The organism is Sphingomonas sp., assembly GCF_051962185.1.
GTDB lineage: Bacteria > Pseudomonadota > Alphaproteobacteria > Sphingomonadales > Sphingomonadaceae > Sphingomonas.
The window spans coordinates 1-11,388 of sequence record NZ_JBQCCN010000038.1 but is presented as its reverse complement, the minus strand read 5'-3'; the positions used below and the strand labels follow the sequence as shown (position 1 = coordinate 11,388).

General features: G+C 67.9%; 12 protein-coding genes and 1 pseudogene. 6 read left to right on the top strand and 7 right to left on the bottom strand.

Annotated elements, in window-relative coordinates; genetic code table 11:
- On the bottom strand, positions 1 to 836 hold an 836-nt coding region (locus tag ACTHJR_RS02665), incomplete at its 3' end, for a glycosyltransferase family protein (RefSeq protein WP_440521529.1).
- Positions 837 to 1,050: 214 nt separating this feature from the next.
- Between ACTHJR_RS02665 and ACTHJR_RS02660 the strand changes: the two genes are divergently transcribed.
- The 5 genes from ACTHJR_RS02660 to rfbB all read left to right on the top strand — a co-directional run bounded on the left by ACTHJR_RS02660 (position 1,051) and on the right by rfbB (position 5,907).
- A complete protein-coding gene (locus ACTHJR_RS02660) occupies positions 1,051 to 1,827 on the top strand; it encodes a metallophosphoesterase family protein (RefSeq protein WP_440521528.1) in 777 nt (258 codons plus the stop codon).
- Positions 1,824 to 3,029, top strand: a complete 1,206-nt coding sequence (locus ACTHJR_RS02655; RefSeq protein ID WP_440521527.1) for a nucleotidyltransferase domain-containing protein — start codon at positions 1,824 to 1,826, stop codon at positions 3,027 to 3,029. The genes ACTHJR_RS02660 and ACTHJR_RS02655 overlap by 4 nt, the downstream gene beginning before the upstream one ends.
- Entirely contained in the window at positions 3,030 to 3,893 is an 864-nt protein-coding gene (gene galU / locus ACTHJR_RS02650) for a UTP--glucose-1-phosphate uridylyltransferase GalU (RefSeq protein ID WP_440521526.1), read from the top strand.
- An 80-nt stretch (positions 3,894 to 3,973) separates the two neighbouring features.
- Complete coding sequence (rfbA, locus tag ACTHJR_RS02645; RefSeq protein WP_440521524.1) at positions 3,974 to 4,837, top strand: glucose-1-phosphate thymidylyltransferase RfbA; 864 nt, start codon at positions 3,974 to 3,976, stop codon at positions 4,835 to 4,837.
- Positions 4,834 to 5,907 carry a dTDP-glucose 4,6-dehydratase gene (rfbB, locus tag ACTHJR_RS02640; RefSeq protein ID WP_440521523.1) on the top strand — a complete coding sequence of 358 codons (1,074 nt, stop codon included), beginning with the start codon at positions 4,834 to 4,836 and terminating at the stop codon, positions 5,905 to 5,907. Before rfbA ends, rfbB begins: the two co-directional genes overlap by 4 nt.
- Before the next feature lie 13 nt (positions 5,908 to 5,920).
- Here rfbB and ACTHJR_RS02635 read toward each other — a convergent pair whose 3' ends face one another.
- The 4 genes from ACTHJR_RS02635 to ACTHJR_RS02620 are packed head-to-tail and all read right to left on the bottom strand — an operon-like array spanning position 5,921 to position 8,321.
- Positions 5,921 to 6,685, bottom strand: a complete 765-nt coding sequence (locus tag ACTHJR_RS02635) for a HesA/MoeB/ThiF family protein (protein ID WP_440521522.1) — start codon at positions 6,683 to 6,685, stop codon at positions 5,921 to 5,923.
- Complete coding sequence (locus ACTHJR_RS02630) at positions 6,682 to 7,068, bottom strand: hypothetical protein (RefSeq protein ID WP_440521521.1); 387 nt, start codon at positions 7,066 to 7,068, stop codon at positions 6,682 to 6,684. The genes ACTHJR_RS02635 and ACTHJR_RS02630 overlap by 4 nt, the downstream gene beginning before the upstream one ends.
- A 9-nt stretch (positions 7,069 to 7,077) precedes the next feature.
- Positions 7,078 to 7,524 (bottom strand): dUTP diphosphatase, encoded by a 447-nt coding sequence (gene dut, locus ACTHJR_RS02625; RefSeq protein ID WP_440521520.1) that lies wholly within the window; start codon positions 7,522 to 7,524, stop codon positions 7,078 to 7,080.
- Positions 7,521 to 8,321, bottom strand: coding sequence for an alpha/beta hydrolase (locus tag ACTHJR_RS02620; protein WP_440521519.1), 801 nt, complete (start codon positions 8,319 to 8,321; stop codon positions 7,521 to 7,523). Before ACTHJR_RS02620 ends, dut begins: the two co-directional genes overlap by 4 nt.
- Positions 8,322 to 8,398: 77 nt before the next feature.
- On the opposite strand from ACTHJR_RS02620, the gene ACTHJR_RS02615 reads away from it, so the two are divergent.
- Positions 8,399 to 8,878 (top strand): GNAT family N-acetyltransferase, encoded by a 480-nt coding sequence (locus ACTHJR_RS02615; RefSeq protein WP_440521518.1) that lies wholly within the window; start codon positions 8,399 to 8,401, stop codon positions 8,876 to 8,878.
- Between the two features lie 4 nt (positions 8,879 to 8,882).
- On the opposite strand, the pseudogene ACTHJR_RS02610 reads toward ACTHJR_RS02615, so the two are convergent.
- Both ACTHJR_RS02610 and ACTHJR_RS02605 read right to left on the bottom strand, forming a co-directional pair.
- A pseudogene (locus tag ACTHJR_RS02610) lies at positions 8,883 to 10,160 on the bottom strand (bifunctional phosphopantothenoylcysteine decarboxylase/phosphopantothenate synthase).
- Positions 10,157 to 11,269 (bottom strand): hypothetical protein, encoded by a 1,113-nt coding sequence (locus ACTHJR_RS02605; protein ID WP_440521517.1) that lies wholly within the window; start codon positions 11,267 to 11,269, stop codon positions 10,157 to 10,159. The pseudogene ACTHJR_RS02610 and the gene ACTHJR_RS02605 overlap by 4 nt, the downstream one beginning before the upstream one ends.
- Positions 11,270 to 11,388: the final 119 nt, after the last annotated feature.

Here is an 11,388-nt window from a genome sequence, read left to right as displayed (position 1 = left end):
AGCATGAAGCCGCCGGCGGCGGGGATTTCGAACGTCCGGGTCGACGTCAGATCCTGCCATTTGTCCGGCCCGACCTCGCCATGATGGATCGCCAGGTTGATCCGCGTCTCCTCGATCGCACGAGCGAAATAGTCGCCGGTGAGCGGCGCGCCCAGGACATGCGACGCCAGCGGCGTGCCGTTCGCCAGATCGGTCCAGCCATTGCCGACCACGACGAAACGCTGGTCGGGAAAGGCCTCCGCCACGGCGGTCAGATGCGCGGCCTTGTGCGGCGACGCATTTCCGATGAAGCCGATGTCCCAGCGATAGGGGATCGCCCCGGCCGCATGACGGCGCGAATGCGCGCTCGGGCAATAGCCGTGATGGACGAAGGCGTGGTGATCGGGACCGACCAGTTCGTCGAGATAGGGCGCGTGATAGCTCTTGGTCGTGACGATCAGGTCGGTCGCGGCGAGCACCTTTTCGTCCACGCCGACATGATCGAACAGCACGTCGGGATAGAAGACGACGACGCGCGTACCGTTGGCCTGCAGCCGTTCGACCGTCGAGCGCGCGATGTTGACGCCCTTGATCGTCAGGAACAGCTCGACGCGATTGAGCTCGGCGACGCGCAGGATCTCGGCATTATATTCGGCGATCGAATTGTTCCACAGCAGCCGCGCGGCGGCGCGCGACAGCCGGCCGCGGCCGCGAACGACGAAATTGAGCACATCGACCTCGGCCACGTCCCAGCCGAGCGCACGGAATCCGCCGACCAGTCCCCGCGCCGTCGAGCCGTGGGTGAATTCGCTGGCCATCATCATCCGGACCGGCCGGGACGATTGGGACTGGGTCATCGGGCGTCCCGCCGCGCGCCGCGATCGTCGGTTTTCGGGAAGAATTGCCCCACTGCTACCCCTTCGAGGATTCGGCTATTTCGTCGGATCGCACGGCTATAGGGGGATGATCGCGCGGTAAACAGCCGACTGCTCGCTTGATCGCAGGCGAGCGCGGCGCCTATCTGCTTCGGATGGAGATCCGCTATTCCCTTGTTGCCGGGCGAGACGCGTCATGATCGCACGGCGGTTGAAGAACCTGTTCGGTAGCCGCGGCGACGACGCCGCCGCTCCGGCCGGCGCGCATGTCCCGCCAGGCGAGCGGCTCTACGCGATCGGCGACGTCCACGGCCGGCTCGATCTGTTGACCAATCTGCTCGACGCGATCGACCGCGACGACGCCGCCCGCGGGCCCGCCGACACGCGGGTCATCCTGCTCGGCGACCTGGTCGATCGCGGGCCGCAATCGAAACAGGTCATCGACCATCTGCTGACGCGCGACTGGGGGACGCGGCGGCCGGTGTTCCTGAAGGGCAATCACGAGGAAGTGTTCCTGCTGACGCTCGCCGGCAATCTGGAGGCCGCGCGCTTCTGGGTGCGGATCGGCGGCGCCGAGACCATGGCGAGTTATGGCGTTTCCGCATCGCTGATCGAATCGGGCGAGATGCTGTCGGTATGCGAGGACTTCGCCCGCCGCGTGCCCGACGCGCACGCCATGTTCCTCAATCGCATGATCGATAGTTTGGTGGTCGGCGGCTATTGCTTCGTCCATGCCGGCATCAAGCCGGGGGTGCCGCTCGATCGCCAGAAGCCCGAGGATCTGCGCTGGATCCGCGAGCGCTTCCTCGATTTCGAGGGCAGCCACGGCGCGATCGTCGTCCACGGCCATTCGATCAGCCCGGCGGTCGAGGAACTGCACAACCGCATCGGCATCGACACCGGCGCCTATGCCAGCGGCACGCTGACCGCGATCGGGATCGAATCAGGGCATCGCTGGTTCCTGGCGACGTGAGCGGCGGCGGCCCATCCGCCGAATTCCTGCTGCTCGCGGCGTGCTGCCGCTGGCCGACCGACGCCGCCGTGGTGCGCCAGGCGGCCGGCGGGGCGATCGATTGGGAGCGCTTCCTGGCGCTGGTGCGGCGTCATCGCGTATCGGGGCTCGCGCGGATCGCGCTCGAGGCGGCGGAGATAGCCGTACCGCCCGCGCTGGTGGCGAGGCATCGCCGTCAGATCGCGCGCAATCTGTTGTTGATCGACGAGGCCGCGCGGATCGCGGCGTCGCTGGCCGATGCGGGAATTAACGCGGCCTTCTTGAAGGGGGTGACGCTCGCCGAACTCGCCTATCGCGATCAGGCGGTGAAACAGACGCTCGACAATGATCTGCTGGTCGGCCCGGGCGATGTCGCCGCGACGATCGGCGTGCTGGAGCGCGCGGGCTATCGCATCACCGACCCGGTCGTGCCGCTCGATGCGCGGCGGCTGCCGGTGCTGGTCGACATGGTCAAGGAATGCACATTGCTCCATTCCGGCAACCGCGCGATCGTCGATCTTCATTGGCGCGCGACGTCGATCAAAGGCCTGCTCGCCGAACCCGATCTGGCGCGCGACGTGCGGCAGGTGACGGTGGCGGGCCACGCCTTGCCGACGCTCGGTGACGAAGCGCTGATGGTCTATCTCGCCGTCCATGGCGCGCGGCACGGCTGGTCGCGGCTCAAATGGCTGGCCGATTTCAATGCCCTGCTGGCGACGATAGGCGAGGGGGCGGTGGCGTCGCTGCGCGCGCGTGCCGCGCGTGACGGCGTACCGCTTGCGATGGACCTCGCGCTGCTGCAGGCGAATCGGTTGTTCGCTACGCGGGTTCCGGACGATGTCAGGCGATCGCGCCGCGTGCGCTGGTTGGCGGCGCTATCCAATGCCCTGATGCGCGGTGGCGACGAGCTGGCCGAGCAGACCGAAGTGCCGCGGCGTTACATGGCGGTGGGGCACGCGTCGGCGGTGCTGCTCAAGTCGAGCCCGCTCTATCTCGCCAACGTCGCCTGGACCGGATGGGTGTCGACCGAGGATGCGCTGGCCCTGCCGTTGCCGCGCCCGGCGCGCGCGCTCTATCTGGTCACCAGCCCGGCGCGCCGGATCGGCCGCGCGATGCGGCGGATCGTCGATCGGGGCTTTTCGCGGAAGCCGGAGCGCCCTATGCGCGCGCGCCAGGAGAATTGAATGTCGATCAAGCCGTTGCGCAAGGCCGTGTTCCCCGTTGGCGGGCTCGGCACCCGATTCCTGCCCGCGACCAAGGCGTTGCCCAAGGAGATGCTGCCGGTAGTCGATCGGCCGCTGATCCAGTACGCGGTCGACGAGGCGCTGGAAGCGGGGATCGAGCAGATGATCTTCGTCACCGGTCGCGGCAAGTCGGCGATCGAGGACCATTTCGACATCGCCTATGAGCTCGAGACGACGATGGCGAATCGCGGCAAGTCGATGGAATTGCTTCATCAGACGCGCCTCAAGCCGGGCGCGGTCGCCTATGTTCGCCAGCAGGAGCCGATGGGCCTCGGCCACGCCGTGTGGTGCGCGCGCGACATCGTCGGGGACGAGCCGTTCGCGATTTTCCTCGCCGACGAACTGATGGTCGGCCAGCCCGGCTGCATGAAGCAGATGGTCGAGGCCTATAACAAGGTCGGCGGCAATCTGGTCTGCGGTTACGAGGTGCCGGCCAACGAAACCGACCGCTACGGCATCATCTCGCCGGGCAGGCAGGACGGCGACCTGGTCGAAGTCACCGCGTTGGTCGAAAAGCCCAAGCTCGGCACCGCGCCGTCGAACCTTATGATCCCCGGCCGCTACATCCTCCAGCCCGAGGTCATGCGTGTGCTCGAGACTCAGGAAAAGGGCGCGGGCGGCGAAATCCAGCTGACCGACGCGATGGCGCAGATGATCGGCGGCCAGCCCTTCCACGCCTATAAGTTCGGCGGCCGCCGGTTCGATTGCGGCGACAAGGCCGGCTATATCCAGGCCAATATCGCACTGGCACTCGACCGGCCGGAAATCGGGCCGGCGGTACGCCAGTTCATCGACACACTGTAAATTCTCCCCGCAATCTCGGCCGGGAAGGGAGAAGCGACAGGCTTACGCCGGTTTAACCCTTCCCGTTTAAGGCAGGCTGGATGAAGGGGATCATCCTGGCGGGCGGGCGCGGCACCCGGCTATATCCGGCGACGCTGGCGGTGTCGAAGCAACTGCTGCCGGTGTTCGACAAGCCGATGATCTATTATCCGCTGTCGATCCTGATGCTGGCCGGCATCCGCGACATATTGATCATCACCACGCCGCGCGACCTGCCGATGTTCGAATTCCTGCTCGGCGACGGCAGCGCCTTCGGTATCCGGTTGAGCTATGCAGAGCAGGCCAATCCCAGCGGCCTGCCCGAAGCCTTCGTGATCGCCGAGCCTTTCCTGAACGGCGAAGGCTGCGCCTTGATTCTCGGCGACAACATCTTCCACGGCGACCAATTGGGCGCGCGCTGCCGGGAGGCGGCGGCGAAACCGAAAGGCGCGACGGTATTCGCCTATCAGGTGACCGACCCCGAGCGCTATGGCGTGGTGTCCTTCGAGCCCGACGGCACCGTGACCTCGATCGAGGAAAAGCCGGCGCAGCCCAAGACCAACTGGGCGGTAACCGGCCTTTACTTCTGCGACCCGGACGTCGTCGCGATCGCCAAGGGGCTGAAGCCGTCGGCGCGGGGTGAGACCGAGATCGTCGATGTGCTCAACGCCTACCGCGCGCGCGGCGACCTGACGGTCGGCCTGTTGGGACGCGGCAACGTCTGGCTCGATACCGGTACGCACGACAGTTTGTACGAGGCCTCGAGCTTCGTCCGCGCGATCGAATTGCGCAGCGGGGTCAAGATCGCCTGTCCCGAGGAGATCGGCCTCCAACTCGGCTATCTCGACCGTGCCAGCGTGCTGGACCGCGCCGCCCAACTGGGCGGGACCGATTATGCCAGCTATCTGAGGAAGATGGCGGCGTGACGTTGCATGTCAGGTTGGGTGTGCCGTCCGCTCGCACGGTGCTGGTCACCGGTGGCGCGGGGTTCATCGGATCGGCGCTTGTGCGGCGGCTGGTCGCGCTGGGGAGGCGCGTCGTCACTCTCGACAAGCTGACCTATGCGGCGGCCCCGGCAGCGCTCGCTGCCGTTGCCGGCAAGGCCAATTATCGCTTCGTCCAGGGGGATATCGCCGATCGCCGGCTGGTTGCCGAGCTGCTCGCGAGCGAGGGAGTCGACACGATCGTCCATCTCGCAGCGGAAAGTCATGTCGACCGCTCGATCGACGGCCCGGGCGCGTTCGTCGAGACCAATATCGTGGGCACCTACGAGCTGTTGCAGGCCGCGCGGGGCCATTGGGAAGCACTGGATGGTGCCGCGCGATCCGGCTTCCGCTTTCACCATGTGTCGACCGACGAGGTATTCGGCGATCTCGACCTCGACGCGGGCAAGTTCACCGAATCCTCGGCTTACCGCCCCTCATCGCCTTATTCGGCGTCGAAAGCGGCATCCGACCATCTCGTTCGCGCCTGGCATCACACCTACGGCCTGCCGGTGGTGGTGACCAATTGCACCAACAATTACGGGCCGTTCCAGGCGCCCGAGAAGCTGATTCCCCTGACCATCCTGAAGGCGCTGCGCGGCGAGACGCTGCCGGTCTATGGCACCGGTGCGAACATTCGCGACTGGCTGCATGTCGATGATCACGCCGCGGCGCTGCAAGCGGTGTTCGAGCGCGGGCGTGTCGGCGAGACCTATGCGATCGGCGCGCGCGAGGAGCACAGCAATGTCGCCATGGTGGCGCGGATCTGCGACTTGCTCGACGAGCGCCTGCCTGGTCGCCGGCCGCGGCGCGACCTGATCCGGTTCGTCGAGGATCGGCCCGGCCACGACCGCCGCTATGCGATCGATCCGGCCAAGATCGAATGCGAGCTCGGCTGGGCGCCGGCGGTGGGCTTTGCCGAGGGACTGGCATCGACGGTCGACTGGTATATCGAACACGGCGACCGCTGGGCCGCGCAGGATTGGAGCCTCGAGCGGATCGGCAGAGTCTGACGACGGTCGCGCTTCAACCGCAGCCCGGGCAGCCGGGATCCTTGGGCAGCCTGATCGTCCTGAACCGCAGCGACAGACCGTCCGCGAGCAACACCGAACCGGCGGTATCCTCCCCGAACAGCGCGATCGCCCGGATCGCTTCGAGCGCGGCGAGGCTGCCCATCGCCCCCGCCATGGCGCCGAGCACGCCGACGTCCGCGCAACTCACGCCCTCGCGCTCGGGGGCGTGGCCGACGAAGCAGCGATAACAGGGCTTGTCCGCTTCCCAGCCGCGATAGGTCGCGAGCTGGCCTTCGAACTGGCTGACGGCGGCGGACACGAGCGGAATGCGGAGCGCGAGCGCGGCATCGGCGACCGCCAGCCGTGTCGCGAAATTATCGCTGCCGTCGAGCACCACGTCGGCACCGGCGAGCAGGTCGCGAGCATTGTCGGCGTCGATCCGCGCCGTGCGGCAATCGATCGCGACCTCGGGGTCCAGCCTGGCCAGCGCGGCGGCGGCGGCCTGGGTCTTGGCGATGCCGAGGTCGGCGGTGCCGAACAGGGTCTGGCGCTGAAGGTTGGACAGGTCGACTGCGTCGTCGTCGACGATCGTGATCCGCCCGACCCCCGCGGCGACGAGATATTGCAGCGCGGGCGATCCGATCCCGCCGGCGCCGATCGTCACGACATGCGCGCGACGAAGCGCCAGTTGCCCGGCGCCGCCGATCTCCTTCAGGACGATATGCCGGGCGAACCGCGAGAGATCCGCATCGGAAAGGCTGGTCGACCGGGGCGTCACGGGCCCCATGTAAGCGTCATGCCGACATGGTACCAGCTATCCGTGCCGGGCGGCGGGCCGGCAATGTTGCCGCGCGCCGCCTTCTGGACGACGCCGGCGGCGAATTGCTCGACCGTCGGGCAATTGATCGCCCGTGGGACGATCTTCACCGCTTCGCCGTTCGCCGAGGCGACAAGCACGATCATGTCGACCTTGATGCTGGTCTTGCCGGCCACCGGAGGTGGCGCGACGCAGCGCCCGGCGGCGATCTCGTCGCGGACGAATTTGGTCATGATCGCCGGATAATCGGCCGGCGTCGCCAGCCTGAGATCGGGAAGCTTGGACCAATCGCTGGGCACCGCGGGAGTCACGGCCGCCTGGAAGAGAAGAAAGAGCGCGATCATATCCGGTGATTATCGGCCGGTGGAGCCGAACCCGCCACTACCTCGATCAGTTTCGTCCAGTTCGGCCACTTCGTCCAGCGCGGCGCGCTGAACCGGGGCTGGAACCAGTTGGGCGATGCGGTCGCCGCGCGCGATGTCGAACGGCTGATCGCCGAGATTGGCCAGGATCACCTTCACCTCGCCGCGATAATCATGGTCGATCGTGCCCGGCGTGTTGAGGCACGTGACGCCATGTTTGAGTGCTAGACCCGAGCGCGGCCGGACCTGGACCTCATATCCTTCGGGGATCGCGATGGCGAAGCCGGTGGCGACCGCATGGCGCGCGCCGGGCGCGAGCGTCAGCGCCTCGGCCGCGACCACGTCCATGCCGGCGGCGCCGGCGGTGGCATAAGTCGGCAGCGGCAGGCCGTCGCCATGCGGCAGGCGCTTGACGGCGATACGAATGGCAGCAGTCATCGGGTCTTGGTCACCTTTGCGATAAGATCGGCGAGCGCCGGGATCACTTCGGGCTCGTTGAGGATGTCGTGCGGCTTGCCCGGCAGGACGCGCAGGTCGACCGCGATGCCGCGCGCCCGCGCCGCGGCGGCATAGGCCTGGGTCAGGTCGGGCGGCGCGGTGTCGTCGGCCGAGCCGACCATCATCGACAGCGCCAGTTTCGGGCTCAGCCGCGGCACCAACGCAATCGAATTGTAGCTGTCGACCGGCTTGTCGCACGGCGCCGCGGCGATTTTCTTCTTCATGAAGGCGCGCCATTTGGGCAGGTCGCAAGGGCAGGAGACGAGCAACACGCCGTCGACCAGGTCGGGCCGAAGCGCCGCGAGATCCGCCGAGATCGCGGCGCCGCCCGAATGACCGACCAGGACGTGCTTCGTGCCCGGATAGTGCGCCTCGGTCCGCGCGATGGCGCGGGCGATCGCGTCGACCCGGTCGGGCGTATAATTGTCGCCGGTGGTGATGCCGCGGACGCCCGGCGAAATGTCGCCGTCCTTGTCCTCATAGCCCGGCCGGAGGATGGCGATCGCGCGGACGCCGGGCAGCTTCGCCGCTTCGGCCGCGAAATCATATTGATACGACGGTTTCGCGAACGGCGCGTCGCCGTGCAGCACGAAGACCAACGTCTTCACCTCGCGCGGCGCCTCGGCGCCGAATGCGCGGGTATAGGGCTCGCCCAGCGGCGCCTGGGCGGCTGCATTGCCCATCGCCAGCGCGGCCGCCGCGGTGGCGATCATCCAACCGGTCCGAATCGTGATCATGGCGGCGTTGTAGGGGGAGCGGTGGCGGCGGGGGAAGGGGACTTGCAACCGTCGCGGCCCGCGCGCCACAATCTGGCATGCCCGATTCTTGCCGGATTCTCCCCGCGACGACGGCGGACGACCTGCGTGCCGTCGCCGATCTGTTCCAAGGCTATGCCGCCTCGCTGCCGGTCGACCTGGGCTATCAGGATTTCGCCGCCGAACTGGCGGGATTGCCAGGCAAATATGCCGCGCCGGGCGGTGCGTTGCTGCTGGCGCGCGATGTCGGCGGGGCCGCGCTCGGCTGCGTCGCCTTGCGGCCACTCGAGGGCGATGGGCTGTGCGAGATGAAGCGACTGTTCCTCGCGCCTAACGCGCGTGGCATGGGGCTGGGCCGCGCCCTCGCCGAGGCGATCGTCGCGGCGGCGCGGGATCGCGGCTATCGCGAACTCAGGCTCGATACCTTGCCGTCGATGGCGACGGCGATCGCGCTCTATGAGGCATTGGGGTTCGAGCGGATCGAGCCTTATTACGCACCCACGCCACCGGGCACGGTGTTCATGGCGCTGACGCTCTGATCGATCAGCCGAGCGCGGCGGCGATCCGCGCCGCCAGCCGTGCCGCGACATCGCCCTTGGGCAATTTCTCCCAGCTCTCGACGCCGCCGGCCGAGACGATATGCACAGTGTTGGCGTCGCCCCCCATCACGTCGCCCGACACGTCGTTGGCGACGATCCAGTCGGCGCCCTTCCTGGCGAGCTTGGCGCGGGCATGGTCGACGACCCGCTCGGTTTCGGCCGCGAAGCCGATGACGAGGCGCGGCCGCCTCGGGTTGCGTGCGAGCGTCGCCAGGATATCGGGATTCTCGACGAGACGCAGGACGGGCGGGCCGGCCGCGCCTTTCTTGATCTTCTGCGCCGACGCCTCGACTCGCCAATCGGCAACCGCGGCGACCATCACCGCGGCATCCGCGGGCAGCGCGGCGTCGACCGCCGCGGCCATTTGGAGCGCGGTTTCGACATCGACGCGATCGACGCCGGCCGGGGTAGGGAGCGCCACCGGGCCGGCGATCAACGTCACGCGGGCGCGCAAGGCCGCCAGGGCGCCGGCGATCGCGAATCCCTGTTTTCCCGACGAACGATTGGCGATGTAGCGCACCGGGTCGATCGGCTCGTGCGTCGGGCCGGCGGTGACGATGACATGGCGGCCTACACGCGTCGACATGCCCTCCCCCTTCCCCCCGCCTGCGGCGGCGGGCCCCGTCCCACTCCCGCATGCGGGAGAGGGAGGGAGGCGCGTAGCGCCGGAAGGGTGAGGGCATGTTCACTCGCCCAATTTGTCCTGGATCGCTGCCAAAATCGCTGGCGGCTCCGGCAGCCGCCCCGGGCCATATTCCCCGCACGCCATCGCCCCTTCATCGGGCTCCATCACCGTTACGCCGTCCCCCCGCAACGTCGCCACGTTGCGCACCGTCGCCGGGTGCGTCCACATCCGCCAATTCATCGCCGGCGCGGCCAGCACCTTCTTGTCGGTCGCGAGCAGCAGGGTGGTCGCGAGATCGTCGGCGATCCCCGCCGCCATCTTGGCCATCAGATCGGCGGTGGCGGGCGCGACGACGATCAGGTCGGCTTCGCGGCTCAATTGGATATGCCCCATCTCGGTCTCGTCCTTGAGGTCCCACAAGGTCGTATAGACCTGCTCCTCGGACAAAGCGGCGAGCGTCATCGGCGTGACGAAATGCTGGCCGCCCGCAGTCAGCACGCATTTGACCCCGATCCCGGCCTTCTTCGCCAACCGGATCAGCTCGCACGCTTTATAGGCCGCGATGCCGCCACCGACGATCAACAGGATTCGCTTCATGGACTGACCCTCGTCACTGTGATCTTGCGACGCTTCGGGAACGCGGCGGCGATCAGGTCCTTCAGCCCGTCGGGCGCGAAGGCCAGGCCGATCAGGATCGCGGGCGCCACCATCAGCCCCCAATAGAAGGTGTCGACGCGGCCGAACAGGCCGATCAACGTCGCATAAGCGGCAAAGGTCGCGAGCGCGCGGATGCCGGTCAGGTCGCGCCACGCCGACCAGCCGAACAAGGTAAAGCCCATCAACAGCGCCGCCAGCCACATCGGCGCGAGGCGCAGCGCGGTCGACAGCGTCATCGCCTCGACGAAGAAGCCGAAGCCGAGCATCCCGGCCCAGCCGGGCGAGGCGGGATCGACCGGGGTCACCACCTCGGCGACGGCATGGGCATGCGCGACGACCGCGAGCGCGAGCAACACCAGTCCGCCGGCCCAGCCCAGCGCCTCGCGCCGGTCGCCCTCGAGCCAGGCGAACACGACCATCAGCCCGACATAAAGCGCGCGGGTCTCCCGGATCAGCAGCGCCATCGCGCCGATCCCGGCGGCGGCCACCCATCGGCCCGGCCGCCGCAACGCCAGGCTGAGCGCGATCAGCAAGCCCGCCCAGACTTCATGGAAAGCGGCAAGGTCGGCCTGGACGAACGCGCCCATCCCGCCGGCGAGCAGGACCATCGCGATGAACAAGGGCGGCGGGCGCGCGAAGGCGGGACGCAACCGCACGTACCAGGCGAGCATCACCCCGGCGGCGAGCGCCCAGAGCAAGCCGACCACCGCCCAGGGCGGCATCAGCGCCTGGACCATCGCCAGCGTCGGCAGACGAAAGGTGACGAAGGGGCGCAGCGGATAGTCGCCGCGCCGCAATTCCTTCGCGGTGATCGCGTAATAATTGCCGCCATGGCGTACGCCGTCGACGATCGTCTCGTAGAGAACGACGTCGGCCTGGTCGTCGGCGCGCTTGGCGGTGTCGCCGCTGACCGCGGGCGGGCTCGGTACGGTCAGGGCGGTGAGAGTTGCGAGCAGTAGCAGAACGAGCGCGACCAGCGCGAGCCGCGCCTTGCCGCGCGACAGGCCGGCGAAGCGCGACGGTTCGCCCAGCCAGAGGGTTCCGCTCATTATAGCCCCTCCCCTTCAGGGGAGGGGTTGGGGTGGGGACTATCCGCAGGCGATCGAGCTTGAGGCACGCCCCCACCCCCAACCCCTCCCCTGAAGGGGAGGGGCTTAGGAAGCTGGCG